16 protein-coding genes are annotated in these 19,692 nt (G+C 47.5%); 12 read left to right on the forward strand and 4 right to left on the reverse strand.

Annotated elements, in window-relative coordinates; translation table 11 throughout:
- The first annotated feature begins 80 nt into the window (after positions 1-80).
- The 4 genes from GN278_04970 (at position 81) to GN278_04985 (ending at position 3,433) form a co-directional block, all read left to right on the forward strand.
- A complete protein-coding gene (locus GN278_04970) occupies positions 81-515 on the forward strand; it encodes a DUF1636 domain-containing protein (protein XAT60223.1) in 435 nt (144 codons plus the stop codon).
- Positions 516-641: 126 nt separating this feature from the next.
- Positions 642-1,499, forward strand: coding sequence for an ATP-binding cassette domain-containing protein (locus GN278_04975; GenBank protein XAT62548.1), 858 nt, complete (start codon positions 642-644; stop codon positions 1,497-1,499).
- Positions 1,438-2,373: an ABC transporter substrate-binding protein gene (locus tag GN278_04980; GenBank protein ID XAT60224.1), complete on the forward strand. Its 936-nt coding sequence runs from the start codon at positions 1,438-1,440 to the stop codon at positions 2,371-2,373. Before GN278_04975 ends, GN278_04980 begins: the two co-directional genes overlap by 62 nt.
- Positions 2,374-2,377: 4 nt before the next feature.
- On the forward strand, positions 2,378-3,433 hold the full coding sequence (locus GN278_04985) for an iron chelate uptake ABC transporter family permease subunit (protein ID XAT60225.1): 1,056 nt from the start codon (positions 2,378-2,380) through the stop codon (positions 3,431-3,433).
- A gap of 389 nt (positions 3,434-3,822) precedes the next feature.
- Here the strand turns inward: GN278_04985 and GN278_04990 are convergent, their stop codons facing one another.
- Positions 3,823-5,685, reverse strand: coding sequence for an AMP-binding protein (locus tag GN278_04990; protein XAT60226.1), 1,863 nt, complete (start codon positions 5,683-5,685; stop codon positions 3,823-3,825).
- A 793-nt stretch (positions 5,686-6,478) separates the two neighbouring features.
- Here GN278_04990 and GN278_04995 point away from each other — a divergent pair.
- Positions 6,479-6,670 (forward strand): SlyX protein, encoded by a 192-nt coding sequence (locus tag GN278_04995; GenBank protein XAT60227.1) that lies wholly within the window; start codon positions 6,479-6,481, stop codon positions 6,668-6,670.
- Positions 6,671-6,904: 234 nt separating this feature from the next.
- On the opposite strand, the gene GN278_05000 is transcribed toward GN278_04995, so the two are convergent.
- Positions 6,905-8,809 carry a sigma-54-dependent Fis family transcriptional regulator gene (locus GN278_05000; protein XAT62549.1) on the reverse strand — a complete coding sequence of 635 codons (1,905 nt, stop codon included), beginning with the start codon at positions 8,807-8,809 and terminating at the stop codon, positions 6,905-6,907.
- 178 nt (positions 8,810-8,987) lie between these two features.
- Here GN278_05000 and GN278_05005 point away from each other — a divergent pair, with 178 nt between their 5' ends.
- The 6 genes from GN278_05005 (at position 8,988) to GN278_05030 (ending at position 15,349) form a co-directional block, all read left to right on the forward strand.
- Positions 8,988-9,743 (forward strand): SDR family NAD(P)-dependent oxidoreductase, encoded by a 756-nt coding sequence (locus GN278_05005; GenBank protein ID XAT60228.1) that lies wholly within the window; start codon positions 8,988-8,990, stop codon positions 9,741-9,743.
- A gap of 124 nt (positions 9,744-9,867) precedes the next feature.
- Positions 9,868-11,403 carry an extracellular solute-binding protein gene (locus tag GN278_05010; protein ID XAT60229.1) on the forward strand — a complete coding sequence of 512 codons (1,536 nt, stop codon included), beginning with the start codon at positions 9,868-9,870 and terminating at the stop codon, positions 11,401-11,403.
- Positions 11,404-11,478: 75 nt separating this feature from the next.
- Positions 11,479-12,345: an ABC transporter permease subunit gene (locus GN278_05015; protein ID XAT60230.1), complete on the forward strand. Its 867-nt coding sequence runs from the start codon at positions 11,479-11,481 to the stop codon at positions 12,343-12,345.
- Positions 12,346-12,347: 2 nt separating this feature from the next.
- On the forward strand, positions 12,348-13,196 hold the full coding sequence (locus tag GN278_05020) for an ABC transporter permease subunit (GenBank protein ID XAT60231.1): 849 nt from the start codon (positions 12,348-12,350) through the stop codon (positions 13,194-13,196).
- Positions 13,197-14,276 carry an ATP-binding cassette domain-containing protein gene (locus GN278_05025; protein ID XAT60232.1) on the forward strand — a complete coding sequence of 360 codons (1,080 nt, stop codon included), beginning with the start codon at positions 13,197-13,199 and terminating at the stop codon, positions 14,274-14,276.
- Positions 14,276-15,349, forward strand: coding sequence for an ATP-binding cassette domain-containing protein (locus tag GN278_05030; protein XAT60233.1), 1,074 nt, complete (start codon positions 14,276-14,278; stop codon positions 15,347-15,349). The genes GN278_05025 and GN278_05030 overlap by 1 nt, the downstream gene beginning before the upstream one ends.
- Before the next feature lie 335 nt (positions 15,350-15,684).
- Here the strand turns inward: GN278_05030 and GN278_05035 are convergent, their stop codons facing one another.
- Positions 15,685-16,035, reverse strand: coding sequence for a YigZ family protein (locus GN278_05035; GenBank protein XAT60234.1), 351 nt, complete (start codon positions 16,033-16,035; stop codon positions 15,685-15,687).
- A 74-nt stretch (positions 16,036-16,109) separates the two neighbouring features.
- On the opposite strand from GN278_05035, the gene GN278_05040 reads away from it, so the two are divergent.
- Positions 16,110-16,370 (forward strand): hypothetical protein, encoded by a 261-nt coding sequence (locus GN278_05040; protein XAT60235.1) that lies wholly within the window; start codon positions 16,110-16,112, stop codon positions 16,368-16,370.
- 87 nt (positions 16,371-16,457) lie between these two features.
- Here GN278_05040 and GN278_05045 read toward each other — a convergent pair whose 3' ends face one another.
- Positions 16,458-19,679 (reverse strand): MMPL family transporter, encoded by a 3,222-nt coding sequence (locus GN278_05045; protein XAT62550.1) that lies wholly within the window; start codon positions 19,677-19,679, stop codon positions 16,458-16,460.
- Positions 19,680-19,692: the final 13 nt, after the last annotated feature.

Raw genomic sequence — 19,692 nt, forward strand, 5'->3', positions numbered from 1 at the left:
ACCGCATTTTGCTCCTGATTGAAATTGCGCTTGACCTTATCTAACAGATTCTTTACCTGATAACAATGTTATAACATTACATGTTAGTAAGGTTCAAAATGGTTGTCGAAACGTCGGTTTTATCAATTTGTCTCACCTGCCGTGATGGTAATGAGGCCCTAACCAAAACGAGGGGAGGAGCCCGACTTGCGCAGGCGGTGTTGGATCGGATTGATGGCAAAAAGGTGTTTGAGCTCAGAGGCGTGCGCTGCATGAGCCAATGCAAGCGCCCCTGCATTGCGTCCTTGAGCGCCCGAGAGTGTTTCACCTATGTGTTTGGTGACCTCGATCCTGACCGAGCTGACCATGTTGATGCGTTGTTGGAATTTGTGTCGCTATACAACGCAGCCACAGAAGGCTTTCTGAAACGTGAAGACCGTCCAGAAGCTCTTAGGGCAAGCATACTTGGACTCTTTCCACCGATTGATAGCAACTCACCGCTTGTGACTTATCTTACCCCAGAATATGCAGTATAAACGTGGCTCCGGTCAAAGTGCTGGACTGCTCTAAAACATAAAGGCATATGTGCAATGAAAGATATAGCAAACGATTTCGTTACGCTCGGAGCGGATCAAAGTGTGTCTGCCACAAGCAAAAAAGCGATCACGGCGGTAAGCCTTTCGGCACAGAGCGCCAGTTGGTCCGTGCCTAGAAGTCGCAAGACGATCCTTCATCCAATTAGCTTCGACTTGGCGCCCGGGCGGGTCCTTGGTGTTGTGGGGCCCAATGGGGCAGGTAAATCGACACTTCTCAGATTGCTATACCGCTACCACCCTCCCACTACTGGTACTGTGAAAGTTGATGGCACGGACATTTGGTCGATATCCGCGCGTGATGTTGCCTGCACCATAGCAGCAGTTTTACAAGAGCAACCAACAGATTTTGCGCTAACTGTGCGCGAGATCATCGCGCTTGGGCGCATCCCGCATCGCAGAGGCTTCGGTGGGGCAAGTGGAGCACATGATGCACAAATTGTGCAGTTTGCCTTGGAGCGCCTATGCCTTCTAGAATTTGCGGATCGGCAATTGGGCACTTTATCGGGTGGTGAGCGGCAGCGTGTGATGGTTGCCCGCGCTCTCGCGCAGGAGCCCAGTGTGCTGATCCTCGATGAGCCGACCAATCACCTCGACATTCGCCACCAGCTTGAAGTCATTGAGCTAATCCGAGACCTACCGCTGACGATTGTAACCTCTTTGCATGATCTTAATTTGGTGGCTGGTGTTTGCGATGATGTTCTGCTTTTGAAAGCTGGCCGGTCGCTTGGCTTTGGACCACCGTCTGAGGTGCTGTCCGAGCAGGCGTTGGCCCACGCTTTTGATGTAAGCGCACGCCGCGAACGGCTTGCGCCGAGCGATACCGATTACTTCACCTTCCACCTATCGAACAAAGGAATACCATATGAAGAAGTTTCTTCTATCCCCCATCGCTATCTTTCTAAGTATAGGGGTGGCCTCGGCTGAGACCACCGTGCAAAGCTGCAACCGGGCAGTGACTTTCGACGCGCCTCCAGAGCGGGCCATTTCCAATGATGTAAATCTAACTGAGATGATGCTGGTGCTTGGCCTTGCAGATCGCATGGTTGGCTATACCGGCATCTCAGGTTGGAAAACGCTCGATGAAGAGATGCGCGCAGGCGTTGAAGAACTGCCTGAGCTGTCTGAAAAATACCCTTCCAAAGAGGTGTTGGTCGGAGCGGATGCAGACTTTTTCTTTGCGGGTTGGAACTATGGCATGAAGGTTGGCGGCGAGGTTACCCCGGAGACACTAGAACCATTTGGCATTCAGGTGTACGAGCTGACCGAAAGCTGCACCCACATCATGCAGAAGGATAAAGCCAGCATCGAAGACATGTATAGCGACCTGTTAAATTTGGGGCGCATATTTGGTGTCGAAGATAAAGCAAATACACTTGTTCAGGGCTATCGCGCGGAACTCGCCGAGTTCACTAACAACCTTGAAACCGGTGCCCCCTTGCGGGTCTTTGTTTATGACAGTGGTGAGGATGCACCTTTTACCGCCGGGCTATACGCTATGCCAACGGCGCTTATCGAAGCCGCAGGTGGTGTAAATGTCATGGATAACTTTAATAAAAGTTGGGGCAGCGTCACTTGGGAAGAGGTTGTCGAGCGCAATCCCGAAGTGATCGTCATCGTCAACTACGGCAATGTGACAGCCGAGCAGAAGCGTGATTACATGATGTCGAACCCAGCCTTTGCAGACCTTGACGCTGTCAAAAACGACCGCTTCGTGACCTTGGAATATGTTGAAGCAACCCCGGGACCACGCAACATCCGGGCAATCAAGACCCTTGCGAACGCCTTTTGGGGCCAGTAGCCGAATGAGTGAGATCACAGGTCCCCAATCTTCAAGCAACCGCAGCAGAGGCGTTATCCCGCTTGTGCTTGGCGGCGTGGCGATACTTGTGGTCTCACTGTCCATCGCGATCTCAGTTGGAGCCGTTCCAGTGTCTACAAGCACGGTCTGGGGCGTGCTGATTGGTAAACTGTCACCGGATCTTATCGAACAGACTTGGAGCAAAGGGCGCCAGGCTATTGTCTGGGACATCCGATTTCCCCGCGCGCTGCTGGCGATGATGGTAGGCGCGGGATTGGCGATTGTCGGCGCGAGCCTTCAGGCCGTTACCCGTAACCCGCTGGCCGATCCGCATCTTTTGGGTATTTCCTCTGGTGGGGCCTTTGGAGCGATCCTCGCACTTCTTCACACGGGATTGTTCATCGGTCTGTTGACGGTTCCGCTTCTGGCCTTTTTGGGGGCGCTATTTGCAACCACCCTAGTGCTTGGTGTGTCACGCTTTGCAGATGCTGCAAGTGCAGACCGTTTGGTGCTAGCAGGTGTCGCCGTATCGTTTATCATCATGGCTGGCGCAAATGTCTTAATCTTTCTGGGTGACCCTCGTGCAACCCACACAGTAGTTTTCTGGATGCTTGGTGGATTGGGCCTCGCACAGTGGAACCAGCTTATCTATCCGTTGGTTATTTTGATCGCCTGCGGTGCTTGGCTCTTTAGCCAAGCCGGCGCGCTTAACGCAATGACGGTCGGCGATGAAACCGCTTCTACGCTTGGTATCCCGGTTGCTCGGTTTCGCCTAAGTGTCTTTGTCGTAGGTGCGCTGATCACTGGTGTGATGGTTGCCTTCTCAGGCATCATAGGGTTCATTGGTCTGATGGTTCCGCATATCGTGCGGATGCTGGTAGGAGGAGATTACCTTAGGGTTTTACCTGTTTCCGCTTTGGTTGGGGCAATCCTTCTGCTTTGGGCCGATATCGCTGCCCGTACAGTTATGGCCCCCGAAGATATGCCCATCGGGATCATCACTGGCTTAGTCGGTGGCGTATTTTTTGTATGGCTTTTGGGCCGGCGTGGGTCAGCGTAATCAAAGCGCCTGATACGCTCACAGTTTTAAGTCTCTCTGTGCAAGTTTGCCCATCACTTTATCCGTCGAATTTAATCCCGCCGTAACATACACTCTGCGATCCATCTCAATATTGCGCTACAGCCTCGTGCCAATCTCGTTCGCCATAATTGAGGTTTGCTTCATCATCAGAGCGAACAGGTCATTTCATTTTTTTGAACTAAACCGTATAAGAGATAGCATTGCAAAAGGAACTTAAATTGGGTCAAAAAGGAGCTCAAAGGGTTGTGAAACAACCGTCAAGCGCAACATTCATATCCTTTTAAAGATTAGCCTGATCTTGCCAGTCAGACTCAAGTTTTTTTGCTGTGCCTCAGACAAAGGAACGTACTGATAAAAAGCAGCTCTCGCTAGGCCACTTGAACCTTTGCCTCGAACAGAAAAGCTGACAGCGCCCTCTCAAGTTCCGCAACAGAGGATTGCTGGCTTTTGGACAGGGTCACGGTAACGCGCATTCCTCGAGAGCCTCCGGCAACAACTTCGACCAGTGGGTTTGCGACCTTAAGTTCATCCTGCAGCAGTTCCATGACCCTTTGTTTAGCCGCATCACAGCGCAAGCTTGGTTTGAAAATCTTGCCGACAGTGGTCAGGGGAATGGTGTCTATGGTTTCAATGATTTTTGGCCAAGCAGGGCGCTCGTCAATTGAGCTTTGCGCATGCTGGTGCAGCTCTTCAATGCTGACGTTGGCATCCGGTAGCAATTCGACAAAGCACATGGGAAGCTCGCCAGCATAGGCGTCGGGTATTCCAACAGCTGCAGCAAGCGCAACTTCTGGATGCGTAGCCATCGCGTTTTCAATCATGGCTGGATCAATATTATGGCCGCTGCGAATGATAAGATCTTTTGAACGGCCTGCCACGTAGATACGGCCTTGGGCGTCTTTGTATCCCAGATCGCCTGAGTTTAACCGGCCAGCATCGATAGTGCCTTCATTGTGTTCCGGGTCGCGGTAACCGGGCGTAATGTGATCTCCTAAGATTGTAATCACGCCGATCTCGTCGGTAGTGCACGGCTCGCCCAAACTTCCGTCCTCGTTCAAATGTAATACTTCGACCTTTGTGTAGGGCAACGCCCACCCAACAGAGCCCACCGAACCTGGGCCAGATAATGGATCAATGCTGACAAGTCCGGACGATTCTGTCATTCCAAGTATTTCATGCAGATGGCATCCGGTTACCTCCCTGAAACGTGTCCCAACAGCAGGGGGCAGTAAGGCGGCGCCTGTCAATCCGGTTCGCAGAGCGCTGATGTCGTTGTCACCCACGGGCTCTTGCAATACCGCGCCAATTGCAGTTGGAACGCCGCCAACCACAGTCACCTTATGCTGTGCAACAAGCCTCCAGAACCCTTTCACAATCGCAGGATTACGCAATCCGCCAGGCGACATGACGACCAGTTCAACCCCAGCCATAAAGGCGCTTAGGCCCGCAACAATAGTTCCGGCGACATGAAACAGTGGCAGTGTTGCCGTCAATATGTCGTCGGATGTGTATCCACACATAGCTGCACCGCCAAACGCTGAGACAAGCTGACTGCGATGCGTGTGTGCAACAAGTTTTGGCACACCGGTGGTTCCGCCGGTATGAAAATAGGCCGCGATATCGTCGCCGCCACGCGGTTCACCAAATATTAGGTGATCATCCGGCTGTTTGGCCAAGGCTTTTCCAAAATCAACGATGCCATCTTCGTCTGGGGTTCCTGGGGGTGAAACACGAACCAGCACCAAGCCGGGAATCTGGTCGCGCAATTCCAGCGCTTTTTCCCAGATGTCCAATTGTGGATGCGGTCCAAGGGCGACCAGAATTTTTGCACCCGAAGCCTTGATCAATTCGGCAATGCTTTCAGGTTGCAGAAGAAAGTTGACTGGAACGGCGTAACCGGCTGTTTCTGCGGCCCACAGCGTTGCATGGGTTTCTATCAAAGACGGCAGCATATAGGCGACGCCCGGTGCAGGGCCGCCCAACGCAGAAAACGCATTCGCAGCGCGTCGGATCATTCCCAACAACTGAGCATAATCCATGCGGCGTGGCTGCTCGTCTTGGGCTCCGGTCATCAGCATTGTGATAGCAGTTGAGGTTGGGTGCTGTGCGGCACTGGCAATGAATACATCTAGGATACTGCGCTCTGGCAAACGTTGATCAAGCGTCATCTCGGTTTCAAAGCGCTCAAGATCATCACGTGTTCGAATTGTATAGTCTTTAAAATTAGCCATCTATCTCACTCCCGTTCGTGGTTTGGGTTTAAGGGTTTGTTTGTCAACTTGCAAAACAATCCAGCGCAGTTTCTAGGCACTTTTTTCTTTGTTGGCACCCTTAGTGCCCGCTGATTGCGCCTAGGATGATCAGCATTGTGAAAAAGAACCAGAGCTTGTCTCTTTCAAGTTCAATCTTGTTCAGCACGCCATGACATAGGCATTTCGTTAAATATGAATGTCGCATTTGCCACGTCAGTCTCTTACGTATTTGGCCCGCGGATCAGGATGGGCGTGTATACTCTTTGGTGCATTATAATGGCTTGGTCGTCTATAATTACTCGAAGTCAATCAAGGGAACAATATATTTAGCCTAGATTGCAAGTCTTGTCTTGGTCCCTTTGCGGCCATCAACATGCCTTCTTAAGAAATTTCAAAAAAATTCGCGGAATGAGTTCAGGAAGCAGGATAGGTTTTAGGTATCAATTTTTATGTGCATGAATAAAGCCTCCGCAAATGTGTGGAAAATTGACTCAGGCTGCCAGCAGCTTGCATATGATCTAGACACTTTCACACCATCTTTGAGGCATTTTGATACTATACCTGTGTCCATGTATGATTTGATTATAAGCGGTTCACCATGCGGTTTGACAGGACGGTAGTACCGGCTTTACAAATCGTGGCGTAATTACAAATTTACAAAGTATGTTTGGAAAGTTGGTGATAAAAGACCATTTTAACGATAGTTGAAGTCTTATTGTGCAATATCGAGAAATTTTGAAATCTGCACAATAGCATCTAAATAAGGCAATCAATGACACAAGATAGACTTGAGAGTTTGGAGTCCCATGTAGCACATCTGGATAAAACCGTTGAAGAACTTTCAGATGTTGTCAACAAACAACAAACGCAAATTAATCGACTAACGCGAATGATCGAAATGTTGTTTGAGCGTGAGAGGCAGGACGCAGAAATAGCCGCCGATAAGCCACCACCGCATTGGTGAATTTCACCACTTGCGGATCGAACTGCGAAGGCGCGGCGCACAATGAAAGGTCGTAACAACTAGAGCGGTTTTAAGCAGGTAATTATTTAAAAATACGTGACCTGTCTGGCGTCAGTGATTATTGGATAGATTTAGGTATTTTTGTAAAATTTGAAGCATCGAAGGTGTCTGCCACCAGATTAGCTCGCACCATAAAGCGAACAATATTTAAGCACTACTCGAGGTAGAGCGGGGCTAAAGACTGTTAATATGTTTGTAGACAGTATTGCGAGAAACCCCTAAACGCCGTGCTACTAGACTGACATTACCACCTGTTTCGTTCCAGCATCTTTGGATCATTATGCAGGTTTCCTCACGCACAGGAGAGCCGATACAATTTGGACACGGCTTTACGCCATCTTCGATAAAGGAATTCAACGCCTCTTGAATTTCTTGTCTTATCACTTTCCCGTTTGAAACGGACACTGCTTGCTTGATTGTCTTTTTTAGTTGAGTAAAGTTGCCTGGCCATCTTTCGGCCTTTAGAATTTTTAAAGCGGCGGGCGACAGAATATGCTCAGACGAGTTAGAGTTTAAAATAGCCAAGGCTACTTTTTCGAAATCTGTCCTTTGCGACAAGTTGGGGGCTGTGAGGCGTCGACCACCGATCGCATTGGCAAAGCGCTTGGAAAACTCAGCACTTTCTTCCCAATCTAGCGGACCGGAAAACAACCAACCGCGTATAAAAGGGCGCTCTTCCAGTTGAAATTCATCGTCTTCATAGTTGATTGCTGCGGCAATCACCTTTTGAATTTCAATTTTTAAAGTATGCGCATTTTTGAAAAGCACGGCCCCGCCGCGCGCCAAAGAAAGCTTTCCTTTCGTTGCGGCATGAGTGTCCCTATCAAAAAACGAAATCCTACCGTTCTCACCAAATAGATAAGCCTCAAAGTTGTCGACTGTAAGCAGATGGCAATCAATGATCGTAAGTGCAATGTCGCCGAATGCTTGCTTGTTCACTTCCCGCGCAATTTCTGTTTTTCCTGTGCTGTGTTTGCCAACAATTGTAATTGGCAGGCCAAGCGCCATAGCACGCGCTGCGGCGGCAATTTCTTTAACCAAAACCTCGTCTTCAAAGGTGCATATTAGTTTGGTTTGCGTTCTTTTCTTATGTAGTTCTGTAGAACTTGACCGGTTAGTAAGACCAAGTGGTCGGGCCTCGCCCTTGTCGATGATAAGATCGCCCTCAACGTTAATCACCCGGCGGCTTATGGGCTGTTTGGCCCTCATAAATACAACTGCGCCCATACGGTCTCTAATTGAGATGATGTCGTTTGACCTGACCTGATCTACTATGTCGAAGAATTGTACTGCGAAAACCTCTCCAAAATGCTGTTTGCGGCCAATATCAAGACCACTGAGTACAGCTTTTGCGTTTGAATTAGCGCCTTCAATAAAGCCGTAATCATCAACTGCAATCATAGCCACACTAGTTGTTGGTAAATATTCGTGGCGAGCATGAAACATCAGGATGAGCGAGCCACAAAAGTGTTCCGTAAACATACGGTTCTCTATATTGCATGCTGCCAACTTGACCAGTGCCAAAGTATGTTCGTTTCTCGCCTTTGCGTTCGAAGTTGCGTCAATCACTCCTACAAGATTCATTTCATGATCGAAGATAGGAGCCGCAAAGCATGATAAATCGCTTAACTTGTGAAAGAAATGGTCGTGCCCTCGAACGATGGCTGGTTGGCGCGTGTGAATGGCTTGATAAAGTGCATTTGTACCTCGGTGTTTTTCCACCCATACTGAGCCAGGAATAACGGTTTTCCCCCCTTCTCCAGCCCTGAAATTATGGTCTTGAAGAGAATCAAGAACAACACCTCCGCCATCTGCATAGGCCACCATAAAGTTGGTGCCTGCAATCTGGTTATAGAGGAGTTCCAACTCAGGAAGTACGAGATGCCTTATATTCTCATTTTGATCCAAAACATATTTGAATTTTTCTTCGCTTAGAACAAGTTCGGCAGGCTTTGCAGAGGCGCTCAGGCCAAAGTCCCTGCACCGTGTCCAGCTGTCATTAACTGCAGGAACTACACTTGGCACACGGTGTATTTGTGACCCACTTGGAATATTGACTTCCCAATCGCTAACGTCCATTCCTCTCTCCTCAACGCAACTCTATAAGTTCATCATCCCTCTCACAAGGTAGTCCATTGTTCAAAAAATGAACACAAACTCGTGGAAAATGTTCGTTTTTGAGCATAATTTTAGTTTGTTCAACACACGATATTTGCTCATCCTTAGTCGAATTATAGGATAAAGAGGAGAATAAGCTATGTCAGGTGGAAAACTTGATGGAAAAGTCGCGATTGTTTCAGGTGGATCACGAGGGATCGGAAGAGGCATTGCTCTAACGCTCGCATCACTGGGGGCGGACGTTGCATTTTGCCATTATCGCGATGATGAAAAAGCGAAAGATACGGTGTCAGAGATCGAAGCCTTGGGTCGCAAAAGTTTTGCGGCTGAGTGTGATGTGTCGTCCGTTGCTGCAATACAACAGTTTTACAGTAACGCTAAAGCTGCGCTGGGCGATGTTGATATCTTGGTCAACAACGCTGGACACAACATCACAGAGGCATTTGAAGATATTAGCGAGGAAAGTTTTGAGCGAATGCTGCATGTGCATGTCAAAGGCACATTCTTTATGAGCCAGACTGTGTATAAGGATATGAAGCGTCGCGGCACTGGCCGCATCATCAATATCACATCTCAATTGGCCTACAAGGGCGCCCCAACACTGACCCATTACTGTGCTGCCAAAGGTGCAAACGCCACCTTCACGCGCGCTCTAGCCTTGGAATGTGCCGACACAGGTGTCCTGGTCAATGCGGTTGCACCAGGCGTCACAAACACAGACCTATTGACACCGCTAGCAGACGAATTACTGGACACCTTAAAAGCAGCAATTCCATTAAATCGCTTTGCTGAAGTGGATGAAATCGCACCGGCTGTAGCGCTTTTGGCGTCACCCGAGGGCAGTTTTTTCCATGGGAGTTGTATTTCGCCCAACGGCGGTGAAGTAATGTTCTGAGCCTAAAGGCCTGCTCAGTACTTGTCTATGGAAACCGACACCATTAATCATCCATGATTTAAATGGAAATCCATTGACAAAATCCCCGAAAGAACGAGTAAATTAAAACTAGGAGGAGGAAGAAATGAAGAAGACATTAAGCATCGGTACTGCTGCGGTGACGGCCAGCCTTATGGCAATGTCCGCACAGGCTGATAAATGGAGTGATCAGTTTCCGCATATCAAAAACACTGGTGATATCGCAGGTGAATGTTCTTATGAGGCCATGTCTCAGAAAGACTATAGTGGGCAAAAGCTGACGATCAATACGCACGCAGTGCCTGTTATGGGTGAGCCAACAGCCCTGCATGCCGAGCAGTTCAGTGCCTTAACAGGTGCAGAAGTGAACGTCATACACACACCTGCGGGTGATCTATACTCAAAAGCGATGGTGCCGTTTCAAGCAGGTCAGTCACCATATGACATCGTTTTTGGGTTTTCGAACTTCATCCGTGACTGGAAGCAATATCTGCAGCCAGTGCCCGCGAAATATGTGAATATGCGTCAAATGCAAGACGTTACGCAAAGCCACATTGATGTGAACTCATGGGATGGCGAAATGATTCAGTTCCCAATCGATGGGGACCGGCATTACCTCAAGTATCGCAAAGACGTGATTGATAACCCTGAATATCAGGCCAAGTATAAAGCGGAAACTGGCAATGAATTGCGGGTTCCGCAGACCTGGAAAGAGTATGGCGAGATGGCCGCATTCTTCAATGGTTGGGATTGGGATAATGATGGCGAACTGGAATATGGTTCTGCCGAAGTTATGAAAAAAGACGACCTTATGTTTGCTGCGTTCTTCAGCCGTTCTGTCGCTTATTCGAAAAATCCACGAGTAAAAGGTGGGTTCTTTTTCGACCTTGAAACTATGGAGCCTCTGATTAACGGTCCTGGGTTCGTAGAAGCGTTGACCGATTGGGTTGAAGCGACCAAATATGTGCCTCCTGGTGGCATTAACTTTAGTTTGGGTGACGAAATTAATTCATTCGGTGGCGGACAAACATTGTTCAGCTTCTCATGGGATGATGCTTTTGTTGCCGCGATGCAAGATGATAGTCCGATCAAGAACAAAGTTGGTGCAGCGCCATTGCCGGGATCTAACCGGGTTTGGAACCGAGCCAGTGGAGCTTGGGAAGATACCTATAATCAGGCACCTTACATCGTGTGGGGTTGGACAGCAGCTGTTGCGAAGAAGAGCAAAAACCATGAAATGGCCTTTGACTATCTATGCTTCTTTGCCAATGACGCGAACCACCAAGCCGATATCGCGATTGGCCGGTTCGGTGTGAACCCATTCAAAAAATCAGACTTTGTGCCTGAGCTTTATGTTGAACGCCAGGGGTGGGATCCAGAAATTGCCAAACAGTACGCAGATACCCTGATGGAAATGGAAGAAGGCAGCACAAACCGTGTATTCCCATTACGGGTACCGGGTGTCTTCCAATTCAACAGCGCTGTTGCAACAGGCACATCCAAAGCCTTGGCGGGTCAGTTGTCTCCGCAGGAAGCCTTGGATGAGGTTGCCGCTGAATGGAAAAAAATTGTGAAACGTATCGGTGCTGATACAGTTCGCGAAGCTTATGCTATTGGCGTAGCTCTGGAAGACGCAGAGTAAGCTAAACTATAGTATAAAAGACTATTGGAACGCCCCTCGCTTTGGGGCGTTCTTTCTAAAACAAGGCGGTGATCAATGAATTTCAAACATAAATATCTGTTCTTGCTTCCTGGACTTCTAGTTCTGCTTGGTATCTTGATATTTCCAATCGGGTTCACTGTGCGACTGAGTTTATCCAGTTGGGATAGTTTCTACCCGGCTCTAGATTTTATCGGTTTGGAAAACTACATACGCCTTTTCACGGATGACAAGCGGTTCTGGGAGGCTTTCGGCCGCCTCAGCCTGTTGTCCCTAACAACTGTATTTTTACAGTATGTTATCGGGTTTTCTTTGGCGCTGATGGTTTGGAAAGATATCGTATTCCAGCGATTTTTTAGAGTTTTGTTCCTAATCCCGATGATGACAACTCCGGTTATTATGACGGTAATCTGGCGTACATTTTTTCACGAATCTTTAGGTCCAGTTAATGATTTGCTAAGTAATTTTGGGATGACGCCCCTGTGGCTTAGCAGCGAGATTTTGTCCAAATTCACAGTGATCTTGGTCGAAGTGTGGCAGTGGACACCGTTTATGTTTCTCTTACTGTTAGCAGGCCTTCTCTCCCTACCGAAAGAGCCGTTTCTAGCCGCTTCGATTGATGGTGCTGGCCCTATTCGGACATTCGTCTACGTGACTTTTCCACTGATGGCGCCGATTTCTATCGGGGCAATCATTATCCGGTTGATTGAAGCCTCTAAAATCATGGACACGGTCTATGTTCTTACGTCCGGTGGACCGGGTACGGCAACAGAAACGTCCAGTTTTTACATCTTCATCAAAGGTTTGCGCGAATTCCAATTTGGATATTCCGCTGCGCTGTCTTTGACCTATCTGATCATCATGATCATCAGCTTTACCATCATTGCAAAAATCTTGGTTAAACTGATGGTGCGGGGTAATTAATCATGCGATTGTTATACACCACTCTCAAATACCTTGCTGTCACTTTGTGGTCAGTGTTTGTCATCGCACCGTTCTTATGGGCCATTTCGACATCTTTTAAGGACTTCCAGTCGGTTACCAATGGCGCAACATATATCCCCTTTGTTGATTTCGAACCTACGCTCGTAGGGTGGCAATCGCTTTGGAAAACTCCGGCACAAGGCGGTGTTAATATCGTAGAGCCCTTTTTCAATAGTATTTTTGTAACATGTGCAGGCAGTCTAATTAGTATCATTCTAGGTACATTGGCAGCCTATGCATTATCGCGCTTTAAATTCAAAGCCGGTTTTATTCGCAATGACGACATCACCTTTTTCTTTATATCGCAGCGAATTATGCCGCCTGTAGTTTTAGCAATCCCATTTTTCATTATGCTGGGTAAATTCAGCTTATTGGATACTTTGATGGGCTTGATAATTGTATATATCGTCCTGCTTATGCCAATAGCAGTCTGGATCATGGTTGATTTTTTCAACAAGGTGCCAGTGGAAATAGATGAAACAGCGCTTATTGATGGCTGCAACCCCTATCAGGCATTCTACAAAGTTGTCCTGCCAAACTCGATCCCGGGCATCGTGGTGGCTGGTATGTTTTGCATGATCTTTGGTTGGACTGATTTTTTCTTTTCCTTTATTTTGACCTTTACAGAAGTTCAGCTTTTGCCTGTTGCAATTGTGGCTTTAAATTCGTCAATCACCCCGTGGTGGAGCCTATCGGCAGCGGCGCTTGTCAGCGTGGCTCCGCTTATCTTAGTGGCCTTTATCGTTGAGCGGTATTTGTCAAAAGGCAACCTTTCAGGAGCATTAAAATAAATGTCACTCACTGCCTCAAACCTATGTCTGAAGCCTGATGCGGAATATCATTTGAATGACATTTGTTTTGAAATGTCCAAGGGCGAAATCTATACAATCATCGGACGTACGCTATCTGGTAAAACCACATTGTTGAAAACAATTGCGGGTTTGATTGCACCTGATAGTGGCAGCTTGATGCTAGATGGGCGCAACTTTGGCAGCATTCCGGTTTGGAAGCGCGAAGTTGCGATGGTGTACCAGCAGTTCATAAACTACCCACATTTGACTGTTTATGAAAATGTTGCCTTTCCGCTGAAACAGCGCCGTATGCAAGCAGGTGAGATTAATAACCGGGTGATGAAAGCCTTGGCGCAAGTTGGATTGGAAGGCTTTGAAAGCCGCAAGATCCAGGCTCTATCAGGTGGTCAACAACAGCGAGTTGCTTTGGCCCGGTCCTTGGTGAAAGAGGCTGCTATAGTGTTGCTAGACGAGCCACTGGTAAATCTAGATTACAAGCTTCGGGAACAGCTGCGAGAAGAGTTCAAAAATATTTTCAATGCAAAAGCGTCTGAGAATGCCATTTTGATCTACTCGTCAACAGATCCAGTAGAAGCGATGCAATTGGGCGGGCAAATCTTGGTTATGGACGAGGGGCGGATCCTTCAGCAGGCCAGTGCAAAGGAAGTTTATGAAAACCCCAGTTCGACCAAAGTTTCACAAATTACAAATGATCCTGCGATGAACTTGTTTGGCGGCACTATTGCTGAAGGAAAGGTTGTTTTAAGCCCAAATATCCAGTTTGATTTACCGCAGCATTGTAAGGGGTTACCTCAGGGTCAATATACGTTCGGCCTAAGAGCTGCTGCGATTACATTAGATGAGGCGGGCTTTCCCTTCACCATCGAGTTGTCTGAAATCAGCGGGTCGGAAACATTCCTTCATCTGAAACAAGACCACGTCAAGGTGGTTGGCTTGTTGGATTCAGTTCAGAATTTCAACAGCGGAGAAACCGTCAAAGCGCAATTTGATACTCAACATCTTTATGCATTTGCGCCGGATGGAAACTTAAAGTCCTCACCATATGGCGGAATAAAATAATGGCTGAAATTACGCTTCAAAACATTGCGCATTCTTATAACCCGCAAGCGGCAGATAAGACCTATGCGTTGAACCCTTTTAGTCTGACTTGGGTTGACGGAGGCCGATATGCAATTTTAGGTCCTTCGGGTTGTGGAAAGACTACAATGTTAAATATTATGTCTGGCATTGTGCAGCCTTCTGAAGGCCGGCTAATGTTTGACGGCCAAGATGTGACCAGCTTATCCACATCCGAGCGCAACATTGCGCAGGTGTTTCAGTTTCCAGTTATCTATGGAACTATGACGGTTGAACAGAACTTAGCATTCCCGTTGGTGTGCCGGAATTTTGAAAGGCCAGCAATTGATGCCAAAGTGCAAGAAGTGGCCGAGGCACTAAACCTAGAGGCTCTGCTAAAAAAATCTGCTAGTAAATTGACCGCCGATCAGAAGCAATTGATATCTTTGGGTCGCGGTTTGGTCCGCGATGACGTTGCTGCTGTCTTGATGGATGAACCACTGACGGTGATTGACCCTGATTTGAAATTCCGCCTGCGCCGACAGTTGAAGGAAATTAACCAAAAATATCGCTCAACGTTGATTTACGTCACGCATGATCAAAATGAAGCCATGACCTTCGCTGAGAATATCATTGTGATGGATGCGGGAAATATCGTACAGGTTGGTACTCCATCTGAACTTTTTGAGCGTCCAAAAACAACTTTTGTAGGATATTTTATTGGTGCGCCTGCAATGAACTTCTTTGATTGCAAGGCCGTTGGAAAGAGCTCAGTATCCTTTGGGGATACAACTATAAACACTACGACTGATTTATCTAATGTCGAGGCTGCTTCTTTAAAACTTGGCATTCGATCAGAATATATCGGGATTGTGGATGCGGGCCATGAAAACTCTATTGCTGCTCAAGTTCAAAGAGTTGAAGACCTTGGAAACTACAAATTGGTCAGCTCTACGTTTGGCGAGTTTACAATCAAAGTCAAAGCCGAGCGTGACATGGAAATTCCAGCCGATACAATCAATTTGCAATTTCCTGCAGATAATTGTTGTGTTTATGCCAATGATGAGTTGGTTTGACTACCTCTAAAAGCACATCAACTTAGTCTGTATTTTTTCTCCTACCTTCGCCCCTGGCTCCTAAAGATAGGGACAAACCAGTTCAAAAGGTATGCACACTTTGGAAGTACCTGCTGCAAAGAATTGGTGCTTTCTGCGTTGCGAGTAAATACTTCTCGTTCAGAACCCTCATGAGCGCTGTGCACGGAGTAGAAAAATTATAGTTTAAAAAGCTCGATGCGTGAGGTTTGAAAAGCAACGCTTTTATGCCCCTAAATCTCTTACATTACACTAAAAGTACAGGGCGGTTTACCAGTATATTTCACATGATTTGGTGAATTTAGCCGTTAGGGCATTTAAAGCCTTTCCAGATAGAAATTCACACAATCTTTCACACGTCTGAACCTGTCCCCACCCAATTGAACCCCGCCAAACCATCTTGTGACGACGATGACATGATCAAATAGTTGTTCTCGCTCAAGCATTTTTACGATAACTATACCTGCTCCAGCCTCACCATCATCATTTTTTATCGGTCCGCTTTCACTTAGTAGAACCGCCCAAGTATTATGGGTCGCTTTAGAATATTTCTTGTTCCTTTTGAGCGCCTTAACGACGTTAAGTGCGTCCTTTTTTGAGCTGGCTGGCGCGCCACATACAGAGTATTTCGAGCCACGATCATTTATGATATTTTCGAAAAGCTGCATGTTTTTCCTAAAATCAACGCAAAACTTAAAACTTTGTATGTTCTTATACGCTTACAACACCAACAGTAAAACGCTTGAAACTTTATCCAGAAGTTATTTCCAGTATTTTTCGCCAAACGTTTTGTGCTGCCCTATCCAGTTTTAATAAAACGCAAGTTAACTCAGATCCAGAAAATGCAGCTAAGAGCCAAATATCAAGTCGCTGTTCTTTAAAAACAAAAAAAGGTAACGGACTAAATGGTAAGATCTTATATTATATCATGCGCATTGCCCAAGCACCTGACAGGATGGACGGATCGGTGGCAGTCTCGCCCTCAGGATTGCAACCGGGTTGAATGCTCAAACCGGTTTAGGACAATCTAGGCGCCATTTTGAGGACATAGACGCTTGGTTTATATGCTAAATTTAGCACCTAGAAGTGATTACTCGGCCGCTACAAGACGAATTGTTTCAGGCTCATCAAGGCTGGTTTCATCGCTCTTTACGTGAGATACCTTTTGAGGTTTGGAAAGAGCAATAGCGGCTTTGATTGCGGAGGTGATATGGTGCTGCGCCATGAAAATTGATGGGACAGTAAAGACTATAATCAACGTGCCAATGAGAACCCCATACCCAATAGAAACAGCTAAAGGGATCAAGAACTGCGCTTGCAGTGATGTTTCCATAATCAAAGGGTAGACCCCAAGGAATGTGGTCAGAGACGTCAGCAGGATCGGGCGAAAACGCTGTTTGGTACCCTTTATCACTGCCTCACGTGTTTCCATCCCCTTGCCGATGAACTCATTATAAACATCCACCATTACAAGTGAGTTATTGATCACCACTCCTGCCAAGCCGATGATCCCAAATATAGACAGTAGGGATAAAGGTATATCCAATATCAAATGGCCCGTGACAGCGCCGATAAGGCCTAGCGGGATTGCAAACATCACCACAACTGGTTGGACGTAAGACCGGAAAACGAGTGCGAGCAGTGCGAAAATAATAAAGAGTGCTATGCCAAGCGCCTTACTAAGAGCGGCTTGTGCGTCGCCTTGTGTGCGTTGCTCACCGCCAAGATCAACAAGCAAGCCGGGGTTACTGTCTTTGATCAGCGGAAGGATTTGTCTGGTTATCAATGTATTGACTTCTCTGCCCGTTGCCACTGACACATCTAGATCTGCTGTCACAGTGGTCACCTGCCGACCGTTCCGTCGAAGGATCGACGTCGGGGCAAGCCCTTCGCGAACGTAAGCGACCGTAGAAAGTGGTATTAAATAGCCGTCAGATGTGCGAATTTGCGTATCCAGTAAATCGGAAAGGCTATCGCGTTGTTCCATTGGGAAACGAACATTTACAGATACATTGTCGGCCCCACGCTGAAAGCTGGTTGCCTCAACCCCAAAGAAACCGGCCCGCGTTTGCTGGGCAAGGTCTTCGATCGTGATACCAAAAATGCGGGCTTCATCTTTCAACTCTAACTCATATTCCAAGCGGCCTGAAGAATTGTTATCGCGGATTGAGAAAACGCCGGGTATCGCACTTAATTTTTCGCGAAGCTCAGCCACCACAGGGGTAATGTCCTGACCCTCGGGCAAGGAAAGCTCGACCGCAACGGGATCACCTGCGCCGATGAGCTCTGCGGAAACAGTGAGCTTGTTGACGGATGCTACTTGGCCCACTTCCTCACGCCAGACCGTTTCAAAGTCTTTGGCGTCCCATGTCCGTATGGTTGGGTCGGTAATTTGCACAACCACATTGGCAAGCGTTGCTCCGCCGGCGGCGCTACCACCGTTAGGACCACCGCCGCCAATGCCTTTTCCAACAACCATATTCACCCCAACGATCACAGGGGGGGCAGCGTTGGGCAGCCTTGATTGCATGGTCTTGCCCGCACGCATCGCAGCTGATTGTACGTCTTTGGCTACGCGTTGGGTCATTGCAAACGTGGTGCCATCATTCATCTCAATGCTGGCAGTTACAAAATCTGTTTCGATTGACGGAAAGAAGTTAAATTTCACATATCCATGGATCAACAGTCCAACGGAACCCATCATGAGGGCAACCGATAAAGCGATTGGGATCAGGATCGCAAATCCTTTGGTGGTTAGCCGTAAAATTGCATCTAGGGGATAGCGAATTATCCACTGCAGCAGGCCATTCACTGCGCTGCGTATGAGCCCAAGAAACCGAAACACGAGGTTTGGACGGTAATCAGGTGAGACATCAAGAGAACTCAGGTTGCGCGGCAAAATAAACAATGCCTGTCCCAATGAAAGTGCGAGAACGACCATGACGACAATCGGAATGTCGGCAAGAAATTTCCCCAATGTTCCCGGCAATTGTAACAGCGGCCAAAAGGCTACGATTGTGGTCAAAGTTGAAAAAACCACAGGGATTGCAATTCTTTGCGTGCCTTTAACAGCCGCTTGCACGGGGCTTAAACCGTTCTCGCCTTTTTGGTAAATGTTTTCACTGACGACAATCGCATTGTCCACCACAATACCAATCGCAAGGATAAAACCAAAAAGGGAAATTTGATTGATTGAAAGATCAAGGGCCCCAAGAACAATAAAGGTTGCAGCGAAAGACACGCCTATTCCAACGGCTGACCAGAAAGCCAGCCTAATATCCAAAAAGAGCGCGAGGCATAATACGACAAGAGCCAAACCAAGGGCCGCATTTTCCACCAGAAGGTTTATTCGATCCTGAAGTCCCTCGGCGTCGTTTTGCCAAATTGTTGCATTAAGTCCTGGCCCGAGCGATGGGACAAAGCTTGTGTCTAGATGATTACGTGCATCCTCAACAATTGTTAAAATTTGTTCGTCTCCGACACGAAACACATTGATTGAAACAGAATTCTCAGCGTTGAAACTTGCTGTAAGATCTGCATCGACAAAGCCATCAATGACCGTGGCCACATCGCGCACATAAATCTCGCCGCCAAGATTGTCAGTGCGGACAACTATATTTTCAAAATCAGCCTGTGTATAATTCCGGCCCTTGGTCCGAATAGGTATTGAAACTGTATCGGTTCCAATTGATCCACCCGGAAGCTCTAATGAGTTTTGCCGGATGGCCCTAGCGATCTCATTCATAGTCAGGCCATAAGATTGTAATGCATCTCGGCTGACCTCAATTGAGATTTCATAATCTCTGGTATTGGCAACTTCAACAAAGCTGATGCTGTCTAACATTATCAGTTCGCTCTTGAGCCGCTCTGCTTCCTGTTTCAGAACGGTCTCACTGGCATTGCCGTGTAGGGCGATTTCAAGAATACGGCTTGAGTTGTTAGGTTGAACAACCACGGGATCGTTGGCGTCCTCTGGGAACACAGTAATCCGATCAACCTCATTTTTTATTTCTTTGGTCTTCTCATCAATGTCCGACCCTCGAAGAAAAGAAACGGAAAGGCCGCCACGCCCTTCGCTGATCGTCGCAGTGATACTGTCTATTCCATCAATACCTGCAAGCTGATCTTCGATTGGGCGCACAATGCTTTCCTGAATTTCAGTGGGCGAAGCACCGGGATAGCTTACTGAAATGCTGACTGTATCAAGCGTAAAGTCAGGGAAGGTTTTCTGCGGCATTCCAAGTGCTGTAATCGCACCTAAAATGACAACAAAAACCATAACAAGGTTCGAGGCAACGGGGTGTTCCGCCATCCATTTAATCATA

Source organism: Rhodobacteraceae bacterium Araon29 (genome assembly GCA_039640505.1).
GTDB lineage: Bacteria > Pseudomonadota > Alphaproteobacteria > Rhodobacterales > Rhodobacteraceae > CABZJG01.